This window comes from Burkholderia sp. 9779_493 (assembly GCF_015712215.1).
In the GTDB taxonomy this organism is placed as follows: Bacteria; Pseudomonadota; Gammaproteobacteria; order Burkholderiales; family Burkholderiaceae; genus Burkholderia; species Burkholderia cenocepacia.
Genome location: NZ_JACCQA010000012.1, coordinates 32,985 through 46,849, shown reverse-complemented (window position 1 = coordinate 46,849; position 13,865 = coordinate 32,985). Strand labels below are relative to the sequence as shown.

The window sequence follows — 13,865 nt, the reverse complement described above, 5'->3', positions numbered from 1 at the left end:
CCGATATATCAGACGAAATGTTTGCCGGACGGAGATATGCGGCGCATTTTCTTTTCGATTCGAACGGCCGGTTTATTTTCGGGTTGCTCTATTGCGCCGGCCGAATATCCGTCGACGTATTGGCATGCGCTTCTGGCTCGCTTCCGGCGCGATTCGCCGCGCGGAACCGGCATCGCGAAGCTCAGCCCTGCGCGAACGCCAGCAATTCGTCGTTCAGCCTGGTCGCGTACGTCACAGCGCATGCGGGCCGCCTTCATAGACGCTCAGCGTCGAATTCGGAACGAGTTTCGCGGTCGCCGCGTCGGTCGTACGCGATGCCGCGCAGGCCGTGCGACGCCAGATGATGCATCTGCACGTCCCACATGTCGGCATTCAGCGGCCAGCCATGAATGAACACGACCGGGCGGCCGCTGCCCCAGTCCTTGTAGTGGATCGACACGCCGTCGCGGGTGGCGAACGTGCTCATGAAGGTTCCTTTCGAGTAGGGAAGCCGCGCCCATGGACGCGGCCGAAGCGTGCGGCGCGGCGCGTCATGCCCGGGACTGCCGGGTAACGAACTGCTCGAGCGCCGTCGCGAGCACCATCTCGCGGCAGTTCGCGGGGCGTTTCTCGCCGCGCCACTGGGGTTTGTAGATCGCGTCGCCGACCCGGATCGGTTGCCCGGTGAGCGCGCAGCGCGCCAGCCTGCGCGCCTTCGCGCTGATCCAGCGTTGTTCGTCGTAGCGGCAACGCGTCGGATCGCTCCACGACACCAGCATCGACGAATCGGTCTGCCGCTCGACGGCGACGATCGCGCTGCGGCGGCGCACGTCGCCGCTCGACGGCACCGGCGCATCGTTGCGATGCGGGCGACGCGAGCCGTCCGTCTCTCGCGTACGCGGCAGCGGCGGCATCCGGCTCCCCGTGGCAGGTAGCGGTCCGAGCGACGTAATCATGTGCTCCCAGCGATTGAAGGCGTCCATGGCGGCTTATTCAGGCAGGTGACGGGCGGCGCGGGTCGTCGGCCGCGTTCGCCTGGCGCGCGACGTGTGCCGACGACCCGATGCTGACGATAGCCGCCGTGCGCTGAAGAGTCCCGGTCGCGGGCTTAATTTTTCTGCAGTGCGGCAAATCCGTTGGGGGCGCCGCGGCGTTCAAGAGAATTCAGCCGGATTTCAGTACGGCGCGCACCACGCCGGATTACGCTCCCGACGGCATTCGTTCGTCCGCGCGCCACCATCGACGCGCGACGGCGCACGCCGGCCGGCTGCCGGGCGGGATGGCCACGGCCAGCCGCCACCGATCCACCATCCCGTGCGGCCTCGCCGCCGCATACCTCAGGAGTCCACATGCATCCCGAACAGACCGACGCCGTTTCGTCGGCCCGCCGCCGCGACATGCTGCTTGCCGGTGCCACGGCCGTTGCCGCAGTCGCGCTGCCCGCGATGGCGGCCGCGGCCGGCGCGCCTTCGCGCAGCCCTTCTTCAGCCCACTCAGGAGCGCACACGATGAACACGATCACCACTCAGGACGGCACGCAGATCTACTTCAAGGATTGGGGCAGCGGCCGCCCGGTCGTGTTCTCGCACGGCTGGCCGCTGTGCGCGGACGCGTGGGACGCGCAGATGCTGTTCCTCGTGCAGCACGGCTATCGCGTGATCGCGCACGACCGCCGCGGCCACGGCCGTTCGAGCCAGCCGTCGCGCGGCAACGACATGAACACGTACGCGGACGATCTCGCCGCGCTGCTCGACGCGCTCGACGTGCGCGAAGCCGCGCTCGTCGGCCACTCCACCGGCGGCGGCGAAGTCGCGCGCTACATCGGCCGCCATGGCACGAAACGCGTGTCGAAGGCGGTGCTGATCGGCGCGGTGCCGCCGCAGATGGTCAAGTCGCCGACCAATCCGGGCGGCTTGCCGATGGAAGTGTTCGACGGCATCCGCAAGAACGTCGCGGAGAACCGCTCGCAGTTCTACAAGGATCTGGCCGTGCCGTTCTTCGGCTTCAACCGGCCGAACGCGAAGGTGTCGCAGGGCACGATCGACGCATTCTGGTCGCAGGGCATGATGGGCGGCATCCATGGCCAGTACCTGTGCGTGAAGGAGTTCTCGGAAATCGACTACACCGACGACCTCAAGAAGATCGACGTGCCGACGCTCGTGCTGCACGGCGACGACGACCAGATCGTGCCGATCGACGATTCGGCCCGGCTGTCGTCGAAGCTCGTGAAGCACGCGGTGCTGAAGGTGATCGAAGGCGGCTCGCACGGCATGTGCGTCGTGAACGCCGATCGCATCAACGCCGAGTTGCTTGCGTTCCTGCAGGCGTAAGCGCGCGGTCCGTCGCGGCGGCGCGCATGCCGCCGCGACGGACGCGCCGTTCAGGACTTTTCAGGAAATTTCAGACCGTCCGGTGCCACACTTACGGCGCCCGCACCGGGCGCAACAGGATGCCGAGCAGCGCGCCGGCGAGCGCGAACGCCATCGCCACCCGGAAGTTGTCGGCCAGCGCGAGCGTCGTGGCCTGCACGCGCACCGCGCGATCGACGAGCGCATAGGCCGCCTGGTTGCCGGTCGCGAACGTGGCGCCATGCGCGACCAGCGACCCCGCGCCGGCTCGCAGCCGTTCGAGCGTTTCGGGATCCGACAGCGACACATGCAGACCGACGAGATTCGAATGGGTAGCCTCCCTGATCCGCTGAATCACCGCGATCGACGTCGTGCCGAGCTGCCCGCTGAGCAGGCGCGTCGCCTGCACGACCGCGCCGAACGTCAACGCATGCTCGGCCGTCACGTGCTTGCCGAAGAAGAAGATGACCGACGTGAGCGCCATCGTCTGACCGAGTGCCTGCAGCAACTGCGACGGGATGAAGTCGGGCTCGGCCCACACCGGCGTGAGCCGCGACCCGAGCGCGAACGCGATCGCCACCATCGCGAAGCCGGCGACGATCAGCCGGCGCGGATCGACCCGCTGCAGCAACAGCGCGACGCACGGCGCGAACAGCAGTTGCGGGATCGCGATCCAGCGCAGCGTGTCGCCGATCTGCAACGGCCGCAGGCCGTACGTGCTGGCGAGGAACAGCGACGGGATGAAGCTCGTGTTGAGCACGGTGAAGCGCACGAGCCCGACGAGCACGATCAGCAGCGCGATGTTGGGCCGCGCGAGGTACCCGAGGTCAATGCCCGCGCGCGGCGACGCGAGTTCGTGGATCAGGAACGCGGCGATCATCAGGATGCCGGCGGCCAGCAGCGCGACGATCAGCGGCGACTGCAACCAGAACAGCCGCTCGCCCTGGTCGAGCGCGATGCACAGGCACGCGAAGCCGCCCGCGCCGAGCAGCATCCCGCGCGCATCGATGCCGGACGCGAAGCGCTTGATCGGCTCGTCGGCGAGCGACAGCATCAGGCACGCGATGAACGGCACGGTCAACGCCGCGTTCTGCCAGAACAGCCAGCGCCAGCTCAGGTATTCGCTGTACCAGCCTTCGAGCGTGGCCGACAGGTTCAGCGACATCTCGAGATTCATCGCATACGCGGCGATGCCGAACGGAATCAGCCGCGGCGGCAGCGTGCGCACGACGAAGCCGACCGTCAGCGGCACGAACACGCCGGACGCGAGCCCCGCGATCGCCTGGCACACGATGAACGCGCCGAATTGCGTGCACAGCGGCAGCACGCTTTCCGCGCCGAGAAACACCACGGCGCCCGCGACCAGCACGCGGCGCGTGCCGAACATGAAGGCCGCCGCGATCGCGAGCGGCCCGACGAACATCTGCGACGCGGTAAACGCGGTGTTGATCCACGCACCTTCGTCGAAGCCGATGCCCAGCGCGCCGCGCACGTCGGCCAGCCCGAGCGACGTGATGCGCGACGTCAGCGTCGCGATGATCGCGCCGAGCAGCACGGCCGCGATCGCGGCGATCGACCGAAACGTCGGAATGTCGGAGGCCGGGCCTGCGGCCGGCGCCGGCACGGCACTGCCGGTGGCGAACGTCGTGTTCATCGTCGAGCGGCTCCCGCCTGTCAAGCTGGCGCAAGCATAACGCGGTGCGTCGAATCCTGCCCGTACGACGGAGTTTGCCGATCATGACCCCACCCTCTCCCGCACCCTCTCCCGCACCGTCGCCCGCTGCGCCCGCGCGTTCCCGGCGACTGGCCGTCGTCGCGATCGCCGTGATCGCGCTGCTGCTCGTCGCATTGCTCGTGTACGAGTTCGACGCACGCGATCGCGGCACCGACGACGCGTACGTGACCGGCCATCTGCACGTGATCTCGCCGCGCGTCACCGGCACGGTCGAGCGTGTGCTCGTCGACGACAACCAGTTCGTGCATGCGGGCGACGCGCTCGTGCAGATCGACCGGCGCGACTTCGACGTGCGCGTCGCGGCGCAACGCGCCCGCGTCGCCCAGGCGCATGCCGATGCGAGCCGCGCACGCGCGCTGATCGAGCAGGCGGACGCGGCGCTCGTGTCGGCGCACGCCGATGCCGAAAAGGCCGAGCTCGATTACGCCCGTGCACGCGAACTTGCCCGCGAGACACCGCGCGGCCTGTCGAAGCAGGAATTCGATGCGGCCGATGCCGCACGCAAGTCCGCCCGCGCGCGCGTCTCGGCGGCCGATGCGCAACGGCGCAGCGCGCTCGCCGCCGCTCAGGCCGCCGCTGCCGCGTCGAGCCAGAACGACGCCGAGTTGCGCGACGCGCTGCTGCAACTCGGCTACACGGCGGTCGTCGCGCCGTCGGACGGCTACGTCGGCAAGAAGACCGTCGAGACCGGCGAGCATGTCGCGCCCGGCCAGGCGCTGCTCACGCTGGTCGAGCCGCATCCGTGGATCATCGCCAATTTCCGCGAGACGCAGCTACGGCACGTGCGTGCCGGCGACGCCGTGCAACTGCGCTTCGATGCGCTGCCGCAGCGCGCGTTCACCGGCCGCATCGACAGCCTGTCGCCCGCGACCGGCGCGCAGTTCGCGCTGCTGCCGCCCGACAACGCGACCGGCAATTTCACGAAGGTCACGCAGCGCGTCCCCGTGAAGATCCTGCTCGACGGCCCGGCCGCGACGGAGCCGCGCATCCGGCCCGGGCTGTCGGTCGTCGTCACGCTGCAACCCGGCAGCGAATCGCGATGACGCGCGTCTTCGCCCTGCTCGCCGCGAGCCTGCTGGCCGCGTGCTCGATCGCACCGCAGCCGCTCGCGCCCGTCCCGGTCGGACACGACGGGTTCCGCCATGCCGATCCGGCGACCGATGCGCGCGCGCCGTCGCTCGCCGCGTGGCCCGTGTGGTTCGGCGACCCGCAGCTCGGCCGCCTCGTCGACGCCGCGCTCGCGCACAACCTCGACATCCGCGCGGCGGCCGCGCGCGTCGACCAGGCGCAGGCGCTGCTCGGTGTGCGCGAGGCCGCGCTGGCGCCGACCGTGCGCGTCGACCCGTCGTTCAGCCGCACGCGAGTGTCCGGCACGGTCGACAACGCGCTGCCGAAGCGCACGATGCACAACTGGTCGGTTCCCGTCGCCGCGAGTTATGAAGTCGATCTATGGGGCCGCTTGCGGGGCGATGCCGACGTCAGCGAACAGAACCTGCTGCAGACGGCGGCCGACCGCGATGCGGTGCGTCTGCGGGTGGCGACCGAAGTGGCCGTCGACTATCTGACGCTGCGCTACGTCGACGACGATCTCGTGACGCTCACGCGCGCGATCGGGCTGCGGCGCACCGCGCTCGACGTGATCGCCGCCCGCGTGCGGGCCGGCGCGGCGAGCGATCTCGACGGGCTGCGCGCAGCGGCCGATCTCGATACCGCGCATGCCGATCTCGCGGAGAGCCGCCGGCTGCGCGAGAACCTCGTCGACGCCATTGCAGTGCTGACCGGCGTGTCGCCGACCGCGTTCGACGTCGACGCGGGCGCCGTGCCCGTGCAGGTGCCGGAGGTGCCGGCCGGGCTGCCGTCCGCGCTGCTCGCCCACCGCCCGGACGTATTCGCGGCGGCGCGGCGCGCCGATGCCGCATCGCTCGAACTGGGGATCGCGCGCACCGCGTGGCTGCCGACGCTGACGCTGACCGCCGACGGCGGTTTCGCCACCCGCGACCTGCGCTCGTTTCTCGACCGCAACAGCTCGCTGTGGAGTCTCGGCGCGAACGTCGCGCTGACGCTGTTCGACGGCGGCAAGCGCGATGCCGCGGTGGCCGCCGCGCGAGCCGGCACGAACGTCGCCGACGCCAACTATCGCGCGACTGCGATCGGTGCGTTGCGCGACGCGCAGGATGCGCTCAACGACATCGCCGCGCAAAAGGAGCGGATCGTGCGCTACGACAGCGCGGCGCGCGCGACGGACGCGGCGGCGCGGCTATCGCTGAGCCGCTACGCGCACGGTTACGTCAGCTACCTGGAAGTGATCGACGCCGATCGCGACGCACTGAATGCGCGGCGCCAGCTGATTCACAGCCGGCAGGCGCTCGCCGTCGCGACGGTGAGCCTCGTGCGTGCGCTGGGCGGCGGGTGGACGCCGCCGGCGCGCGCCGGCCGGGGCGGGCTGCATGACGCGACGCAAGCCGACGCGCGATGACGGCATCGAACGGCCCGCGAGCGCGTCAGGCACGCGCGAGGCGATGCGCATCCTCGCCGAGAAACCGGTGCACGAAGGTCACGGCCATCGCGCCTTCGCCAACCGCCGACGCGACGCGCTTGACCGATCCCGATCGCACGTCGCCTGCCGCGAACGATCCCGGCACGCTGGTTTCCAGATGGTACGGCCGGCGCTCGAGCGGCCACACGCGCTCGAACGCCGGACAATCGTACAGATCGCCGCCGGTCACCAGATAGCCGTCCGGATTGCGAATGATGTCGGTGTCCTTCGCCCAGTCGGTATTCGGCGCGCCGCCGATGCACACGAACAGGCGCGTGGCCGGCAACCGTTCGCGCGTGCCGTCCGCCGAGCGAAGCTCGATCGCGTCGAGCCAGCCGTCGCCGTGCAGCGCGGCGACGCTCGACCGGTAGCGGACCTCGATGTTCGGCGTGCGTTCGATCCGGTCGATCAGGTAGCGCGACAGCGTGTCGGCGAGCGACGCGCCGCGCACGAGCATCGTCACCTGGCGCGCATGCCGCGAAAAATTCATCGCGGCCTGGCCGGCCGAATTGCCGCCGCCGACGATGAAGACCTGCTCGCCCGCGCACATCGGCGCTTCGCTCGACCCGGCGCCGTAGAACAGCCCCGCATTGAGAAACGCCGGTTCCTCCGGCAGCCCGAGGCTGCGATATTCGATGCCGGTCGCGCAGATGTTCGCGCGTGCGACCAGGATCGACCCGTCGGCGAGCTCGACGCGAATCTTGCCGTCGACGAATGTCGCATGCACGCCCTCGCGCATCGTCAGCAGCTCGACGCCGAACTTCACCGCCTGCTCGCGGGCGCGCTCCGCGAGCTCCGCGCCGGGAATGCCGTCGGGGAAGCCCATGTAGTTCTCGATCAGCGAACTCGTGCCGGCCTGCCCGCCGATCGCGCCGCGCTCGATCACGACCGCACGCAGCCCCTCGGACGCCGCGTAGACCGCCGCGGACAGCCCGGCCGGCCCCGCGCCGTAGATCGATACGTCGTATTCGACGAAACGCGGGCGCGCGACCCAGCCGAGCCGCGCGGCGATCTCGGCCAGGGTCGGCTGGTACAGGCGCGAGCCGTCCGGAAAGATCACGACCGGCAGCCGGATGTCGCGCAGCGGCGCGATGCCGAGCACTTGCGCGCAGTCGGCGTCGGATGTCAGCTCGCACCAGTCGTACGCGATCATGCGCCGCTGCAGGAAATCGCGGATCGCATACGCGTCCCTGCTGCGCGGCAAGCCGACGATCCGCACGTGTTGCGGTTGATCCATGAGCGCCTCCCGATGATGTCGATGTCGGATGCGGCCCGGCCGGGCCGCGGCCGGACGCATTCGCGACTGTACGCCGCCGGCACGCACCGCGCGGGCCGCTTCATGACAATTAAGGTCCGGGTGCGCCGCGGCGCCGCACAATGTCGCGTATCCGTCCCGCTTGCGGCCTCGCGCCGGCCCGCCGCAAGCGTCGCTCCCGCGCCGGCATCGGAGCGCAAGATGGCCAACGCCTGTACGCATCTCGACGAAGCACGCGTGTTCGACACCAACAAGGACTACTGCGACGAATGCATCAGATCGGGCAGCCGCTGGGTGCATTTGCGGATGTGCCTGATCTGCGGGCACGTCGGCTGCTGCGACTCGTCGCCGAATCGCCACGCGAGCCGGCATTTCCGTGACACCGGCCACCGGCTCGTCCGCTCGATCGAGCCCGGCGAACGCTGGATCTGGTGCTACGCGGACGAAGTCGTCGCGGGCGAGGTTCCGTCGTAACGCGACGTGGGGGGCCGCCGTGACATGGCCTGCCCGTCATCCGGCGCCGGCGCCGAACCCCGGCCGATCCGGGGCCGGACACCGTTCAGAACGTTTCAGCGCCGCTTCAGGCAATGGAAGCGGCCTCTGCGTAGACTGCCTTCATGCGCTGCCTTCATGCGCTGCCGCGTACGACAGCGCATGCGCCCGTTATCGACTGCTGGAGTGACAACTTGATCCCCGCCGCCAATCACCGCCGCTCGGCAACACGCTCGCGGCTGCATCGGACGACCACGCACGGCCGACCCGCATCGCCCGGTGTCGCCGCGCCTCGCATGACTTGCGGCGCACCGCGCCGCATGGAGCGCGCATGAAGCACAAACGACTCTGGTTCGGCGCGGCCGGCATCGCGATCGTCGGTGTCGCGGTCGCGATCGGCATCATGGTGCGGCCGTCGATCGCGCCGATCGATCCGCCCGCCCCCGCCTCGTTCGATCCGCAGCTGGTGCGCGCCGGCGCGCGCGTCGTCGCGCTCGGCGACTGCATCGTGTGCCACACCGCGAAGGACGGCAAGCCGTTCGCGGGCGGGCTGCCGCTCGCGACGCCATTCGGCACGATCTATGCGACCAACATCACGCCGGACGCCGAAACGGGGATCGGCCGCTGGTCGCGCGACGCGTTCGCCCGGGCGCTGCGCACCGGCATCGGACGCAACGGGCAGCCGCTTTACCCGGCGTTTCCGTACATTCATTTCACGCGGATGTCGGACGACGACATCGCGGCCGCGTACGCGTACCTGATGACGCGTGAGCCGGTACACGCGACGGCGCCCGCCAACGACCTGGTCTTTCCGCTGAACTTCCGGCCGCTGGTCGCATTCTGGAACGTGCTGTTCCTGCGCGAAGGCGCGTATCAGCCGGACCCGGCGCAGTCCGCGCAATGGAACCGCGGCAGGATGCTCGTCGACGGGCTCGGCCACTGCGCGTCGTGCCATTCGCCGCTGAACGCGATCGGCGGCGAGCAGCGCGGCCGCGCGTTCGACGGCGGCATCGTCGACGGCTGGGAAGCACCACCGCTCAATGCGCTCGGCCAGGCCGCGCGGCCGTGGACGCAGGCGCAGCTCGTCACCTACCTGCGCACCGGCCGCGCGAGCGAGCACGGCGCGGCGGCCGGGCCGATGCTGCCGGTCACGCGCGACCTCGCGACGGTGCCGGTGGAGGACGTCGAGGCGATCGCCACTTACATCCTGTCGATCCAGAAGCCGGCGCATGCGCGTGCGGCCGCCGCCGCGAACGCGGTCGAACGCGCCGCGACGACGCCGGCCGCGCAACGGGGCGCGACGCTGTTCCAGGCGTCGTGCGCGCAGTGCCACGGGCCGGCCGCGCCGATGCAGTCGATCGGCGAGCGGCCGACGCTTTCGTTCAGCACGGCGGTCAACGCCGATACGCCGCGCAACGCGATCCAGATGATGTTCAACGGCATCGGCTGGCACGGCGAGGACACGCTCAACTACATGCCGTCGTTCATCGACCAGTACGACGACGCGCAGATCGCCGATCTCGCCGCGTACGTGCGCGAGACCTATACCGATCGTCCCGCGTGGTCCGGCGTCGACGCGATGGCCGCGAAGCTCAGAAAAGAGGACACCGTACGATGATTACCCTCACCGTCAACGGCGTGCGGCACACGCTGGACATCGATCCGTCCACGCCGCTGCTGTACGCGCTGCGCAACGACCTGCACCTGCACGGCGCGAAGTTCGGCTGCGGCCTCGGCCAATGCGGCGCCTGCACCGTGATCGTCGACGGCAAGCCGACCTTCTCGTGCCTGATGCCGGTGGCCGCGGTCGGCGCGCGCAGCGTGCGCACCATCGAAAGCCTCGGCACCGCCGAGCATCCGGGCCCGCTGCAGCGCGCGTTCATCGAGCATCAGGCCGCGCAGTGCGGCTACTGCATCGCCGGGATGATCATGCGCGCGCAGGCGCTGCTCGAACGCAACCCGAAGCCGACCGAACAGGAACTGCGCACGCACATGGAACCGAACCTGTGCCGCTGCGGCACGCACATGCGGATTCTCGCGGCGGTGCGCTCGGTCGCGGGGCTGCCGGCCCCCGAACCGGCTTCCGCTCCCGTCACGATCAGCAAGGGGCTCTGATGAATTCCCACGACGACATCGACGAAGGCCGCCGGCATTTCATCGTCTCCGGCGCGCTGTTCGTCGCGTTCAGTCTCGCGCCCGCGTCGCGCGCGGCCGCGCAGCTGGTGATCGCCGACGAAGGCGCGGCCGTGCACGTGGCGAAAGCCACGCAGGCGCTCGCCGGCAGCCTGAAGACCAATCCGCTGCTCGACGCGTGGGTCAAGATCACACCCGACGGCAAGGTCACCGTGTTTACCGGCAAGGTCGAGCTCGGCACCGGCGTGCGCACCGCGCTGCTGCAGGTGACCGCCGAGGAACTCGACATGAAGCCGTCGCTGATCACGTTCCTGACCGCCGACACCGGCGCGTCGCCGGACGAAGGATTGACCGCCGGCAGCCACACGATGGCCGACAGCGGCTCCGCGCTGCTGAACGCGACCGCGCAGGTGCGCGCGCTGCTGGTGGAAGGCGCGGCGAAACGCTTCGGCGTCGATCCGCGCGTGCTGACGACCGCCGACGCGGTGATCAAGGCGCCCGACGGCCGCACGATGACCTACGGCGACGCGATCCGCACGGTCGACCTGCACCGCAATGCGGCGCCCACGTCGCCGCTGAAGAACCCGGCGACGTTTGCCGTGATCGGCACGTCGCTGCCGCGCGTCGACATCCCGAACAAGGTCACGGGCGGCGTCAGCTATGTACAGGACATGCAGCTGCCCGGCATGCTGCACGCACGCGTCGTGATGCCGCCGGTATACGACGCGACGCTGCTGTCGTTCGACGAAGCCGCGATCCTGAAGCTGCCCGGCGTCGTGCGGATCGTGCGCAACGGCAGCATGCTCGCGGTGGTCGCGCAGGGCGAGTGGCAGGCGGTAGTCGCGCAGCGCGCGCTCGCCGCCGGCTGCCGCTGGTCGCCGGGCCGCAAGCTGCCCGAGCGCGGCACCGTGCACGCGGATCTGAAACGGATCTCGACGCAGCGCATCGAGATCGCGAACACGCACGCGGCCACCGCGCCGGCCGTGAAGACGCTGAACGCGACGTTCCTGAAGAACTACCTGCTGCACGGGTCGATCGGGCCGTCGTGTTCGGTCGCGCATCTCGAGAACGGGATGATGACGGTGTGGACCCACTCGCAGGGCGTCTACCCGCTGCGCGACGCGCTCGCGGAGATGCTGTCGATGCCGAAGGCGAGCGTGCGCTGCATTCACACCGAGGGCTCCGGCTGCTATGGCCACAACGCGGCGGACGACGCGGCCGCGCACGCCGCGCTGATCGCCGCCGCGATGCCGGGCAAGCCGATTCGCGTGCAATGGATGCGCGAACAGGAACACACGTGGGATCACTTCACGCCCGCGATGGTGACCGAGGTCAGCGCGTCGCTCGACGCGAGCGGCCGCATCGTCGACTGGAACTATGCGTTGTGGAGCAGTTCGCACAACGAGCGGATCGTCAACGCCGGCCGGCTGCTGCCCGCGCGCATGCTGGAGCCGCCGTTCGTGCCCGCGCCGTCGACGCCGATGCTGCAGCCGGAGGGCGGCGGCGACCGTAACGCGATTCCGCTGTATACGCTGCCGAACCAGCACATCGTCAACAACTTCTCGCCGACGATGCCGCTGCAGACGTCCGCGATGCGCTCGCTCGGCGCGCACACCAACGTCTGGGCGATCGAGAGCTTCATGGACGAGCTCGCGCGCGCGGCCGGCGTCGATCCGGTCGAATTCCGGCTGCGTCACATGGAAGACCATCGCGCGCGGCAGGTGATCCAGCTCGCCGCGAAGCACTTCGGCTGGCCGCGGCCGCCGCGCGCGCGCAACCGCGGCGTCGGCTTCGCGTTCGGCAAGTACAAGAACCTGATGGCCTACGTCGCGATCGCGGTCGAGGTATCGGTCGTGCCGGAAACCGGCCAGGTGACGCTCGAACACGCGGAAGCCGCCGTCGACGCGGGCCAGATCGTGTCGCCGGACGGCATCCGCAACCAGATCGAGGGCGGCATCGTGCAGGCCGCGAGCTGGACGCTGTACGAGGCGCTGAAGTACGACACGGAACGGATTCGCAGCTTCGACTGGAGCAGCTACCCGATCCTGCGCTTCTCGGCCGTACCGCGGAACGTGAAGGTCCATCTGGTCAATCGTCCCGGCGCGCCGTTTCTGGGCGCGGCCGAGGCGTCGATGGGGCCGACCGCCGGCGCGCTGGCCAACGCGATCTTCGACGCGACCGGGCAGCGCATGCGCGAAATGCCGTTCGCCGGCGACGCATTGAGAAAGCGCATCGACGCCTAGCGAGTCGGTCACGCCGCTACGCGACACCCTATATCCGACACGAGACAAGACGGCGCCGGCACGCACCGGCGCCGCATGCCGACCGGCTGGAGAACCTCCGACGATGGATACCTTGCTTTCGATGCGCGTGTTCACGCGCATCGTCGAAACCGGCAGCTTCACGCGCGCCTCCGACACGACCGGCCTCACCACGCCGCGCGTGTCGGCGCTGCTGAGCGCACTCGAACAGCATCTCGGCTGCCGGCTGCTGAACCGCACCACGCGGCGCATCTCGCTGACCGAGGACGGTCAGGCCTACTACGAACGTTCCGTCGCGGTACTGCGCGAGATCGACGACATGGAGGCGTCGGTCTCGCAGGCCCGCAACGTGCCGCGCGGCCGGCTGAAGGTGAACCTGCCGCCCGCGATGGCCAAGCAGGTCGTGGTGCCCGCGCTGCCGGCGTTTCTCGACGCCCATCCGGACATCATGCTCGAACTTGGCGTGACCGACCGGCAGATCGACCTCGTCGGCGAAGGGGTCGACTGCGTGGTGCGCATCGGCGCGCTCGACGATTCGGGCATGATCGCGAAGCGGATCGGCAGCCTGACCACCTGTACGTGTGGCTCGCCCGCCTATTTCGCGCGGTGCGGCGAGCCGCAGACCGTCGACGATCTCGCGCAGCACGTCGCGGTCAGTCACATCTCGGCCGACACCGGGCGGCCTCGCCCGTGGGATTACGTCGTCGACGGCGAGCCGCGCATCGTGCAGATGTGCGGCACGGTGGCCGTCAACGACGCGGACAACTACATCGAGTGCGGCGTCGCCGGCATCGGCCTGATCAAGACGTCGCTGTATCTCGTCGAGCCGTACCTGAAATCGGGCCGGCTGCGCGAGGTGCTGACCGATTTCAACGCGCCGGCCCGGCCGATCTCGGTGCTGTATCCGCCCAATCGCCACATCCCGGTCAAGCTGAAGGTGTTCGTCGACTGGCTCGCGGGCCTGTTCGAGCAGATTCCGACGCTGCAGGGCAAACGCGGCTGAACCCGCGCGGCGCGGCACCTTTGCGTGCCACGCAACGCTCGATTGCACGGCGTCCCGATTCCGGCTGGAGCGATTGATCACTAGTATCGACGGCAATGCGGTGCATCGTATCGCGGCCAGGCG

General features: G+C 69.6%; 11 protein-coding genes and 1 pseudogene. 8 read left to right on the top strand and 4 right to left on the bottom strand.

Annotated elements, in window-relative coordinates:
* Positions 1-295: 295 nt before the first annotated feature.
* Both H0X95_RS14310 and H0X95_RS14305 read right to left on the bottom strand, forming a co-directional pair.
* A pseudogene (locus H0X95_RS14310) lies at positions 296-466 on the bottom strand (alpha/beta fold hydrolase); the annotation flags it as partial.
* A gap of 64 nt (positions 467-530) precedes the next feature.
* Positions 531-962 (bottom strand): DUF3331 domain-containing protein, encoded by a 432-nt coding sequence (locus tag H0X95_RS14305; RefSeq protein ID WP_006498468.1) that lies wholly within the window; start codon positions 960-962, stop codon positions 531-533.
* A gap of 366 nt (positions 963-1,328) precedes the next feature.
* On the opposite strand from H0X95_RS14305, the gene H0X95_RS14300 reads away from it, so the two are divergent.
* Positions 1,329-2,309: an alpha/beta fold hydrolase gene (locus H0X95_RS14300; RefSeq protein ID WP_077057074.1), complete on the top strand. Its 981-nt coding sequence runs from the start codon at positions 1,329-1,331 to the stop codon at positions 2,307-2,309.
* A gap of 91 nt (positions 2,310-2,400) precedes the next feature.
* Here H0X95_RS14300 and H0X95_RS14295 read toward each other — a convergent pair whose 3' ends face one another.
* On the bottom strand, positions 2,401-3,981 hold the full coding sequence (locus H0X95_RS14295) for an MFS transporter (RefSeq protein WP_059721800.1): 1,581 nt from the start codon (positions 3,979-3,981) through the stop codon (positions 2,401-2,403).
* 83 nt (positions 3,982-4,064) lie between these two features.
* Between H0X95_RS14295 and H0X95_RS14290 the strand changes: the two genes are divergently transcribed.
* Positions 4,065-5,105 carry an HlyD family secretion protein gene (locus H0X95_RS14290; RefSeq protein ID WP_196446092.1) on the top strand — a complete coding sequence of 347 codons (1,041 nt, stop codon included), beginning with the start codon at positions 4,065-4,067 and terminating at the stop codon, positions 5,103-5,105.
* Positions 5,102-6,538: an efflux transporter outer membrane subunit gene (locus H0X95_RS14285; RefSeq protein WP_059721764.1), complete on the top strand. Its 1,437-nt coding sequence runs from the start codon at positions 5,102-5,104 to the stop codon at positions 6,536-6,538. Before H0X95_RS14290 ends, H0X95_RS14285 begins: the two co-directional genes overlap by 4 nt.
* Positions 6,539-6,563: 25 nt before the next feature.
* On the opposite strand, the gene H0X95_RS14280 is transcribed toward H0X95_RS14285, so the two are convergent.
* A complete protein-coding gene (locus H0X95_RS14280) occupies positions 6,564-7,835 on the bottom strand; it encodes an NAD(P)/FAD-dependent oxidoreductase (RefSeq protein WP_059721763.1) in 1,272 nt (423 codons plus the stop codon).
* A 219-nt stretch (positions 7,836-8,054) separates the two neighbouring features.
* Here H0X95_RS14280 and H0X95_RS14275 point away from each other — a divergent pair, with 219 nt between their 5' ends.
* The 5 genes from H0X95_RS14275 (at position 8,055) to H0X95_RS14255 (ending at position 13,742) form a co-directional block, all read left to right on the top strand.
* The gene (locus tag H0X95_RS14275; protein ID WP_034204050.1) at positions 8,055-8,327 is read left to right on the top strand and encodes a UBP-type zinc finger domain-containing protein; all 273 of its coding nucleotides are present in this window, start codon (positions 8,055-8,057) and stop codon (positions 8,325-8,327) included.
* 349 nt (positions 8,328-8,676) lie between these two features.
* Positions 8,677-9,963, top strand: a complete 1,287-nt coding sequence (locus H0X95_RS14270; protein ID WP_059721797.1) for a c-type cytochrome — start codon at positions 8,677-8,679, stop codon at positions 9,961-9,963.
* Entirely contained in the window at positions 9,960-10,460 is a 501-nt protein-coding gene (locus tag H0X95_RS14265; protein ID WP_006498476.1) for a (2Fe-2S)-binding protein, read from the top strand. The genes H0X95_RS14270 and H0X95_RS14265 overlap by 4 nt, the downstream gene beginning before the upstream one ends.
* A complete protein-coding gene (locus H0X95_RS14260) occupies positions 10,460-12,721 on the top strand; it encodes a xanthine dehydrogenase family protein molybdopterin-binding subunit (protein ID WP_196446091.1) in 2,262 nt (753 codons plus the stop codon). The genes H0X95_RS14265 and H0X95_RS14260 overlap by 1 nt, the downstream gene beginning before the upstream one ends.
* Positions 12,722-12,824: 103 nt before the next feature.
* A complete protein-coding gene (locus H0X95_RS14255) occupies positions 12,825-13,742 on the top strand; it encodes a LysR family transcriptional regulator (RefSeq protein WP_006481367.1) in 918 nt (305 codons plus the stop codon).
* Positions 13,743-13,865 lie beyond the last annotated feature (123 nt).

What these genes read in the sequence shown, in the direction of transcription:
- H0X95_RS14305 (WP_006498468.1), bottom strand. Translation starts at nt 962, where the DNA reads ATGGACGCCTTCAATCGCTGGGAGCACATGATTACGTCGCTCGGACCG.
- H0X95_RS14300 (WP_077057074.1), top strand. Translation starts at nt 1,329, where the DNA reads ATGCATCCCGAACAGACCGACGCCGTTTCGTCGGCCCGCCGCCGCGAC.
- H0X95_RS14295 (WP_059721800.1), bottom strand. Translation starts at nt 3,981, where the DNA reads ATGAACACGACGTTCGCCACCGGCAGTGCCGTGCCGGCGCCGGCCGCA.
- H0X95_RS14290 (WP_196446092.1), top strand. Translation starts at nt 4,065, where the DNA reads ATGACCCCACCCTCTCCCGCACCCTCTCCCGCACCGTCGCCCGCTGCG.
- H0X95_RS14285 (WP_059721764.1), top strand. Translation starts at nt 5,102, where the DNA reads ATGACGCGCGTCTTCGCCCTGCTCGCCGCGAGCCTGCTGGCCGCGTGC.
- H0X95_RS14280 (WP_059721763.1), bottom strand. Translation starts at nt 7,835, where the DNA reads ATGGATCAACCGCAACACGTGCGGATCGTCGGCTTGCCGCGCAGCAGG.
- H0X95_RS14275 (WP_034204050.1), top strand. Translation starts at nt 8,055, where the DNA reads ATGGCCAACGCCTGTACGCATCTCGACGAAGCACGCGTGTTCGACACC.
- H0X95_RS14270 (WP_059721797.1), top strand. Translation starts at nt 8,677, where the DNA reads ATGAAGCACAAACGACTCTGGTTCGGCGCGGCCGGCATCGCGATCGTC.
- H0X95_RS14265 (WP_006498476.1), top strand. Translation starts at nt 9,960, where the DNA reads ATGATTACCCTCACCGTCAACGGCGTGCGGCACACGCTGGACATCGAT.
- H0X95_RS14260 (WP_196446091.1), top strand. Translation starts at nt 10,460, where the DNA reads ATGAATTCCCACGACGACATCGACGAAGGCCGCCGGCATTTCATCGTC.
- H0X95_RS14255 (WP_006481367.1), top strand. Translation starts at nt 12,825, where the DNA reads ATGGATACCTTGCTTTCGATGCGCGTGTTCACGCGCATCGTCGAAACC.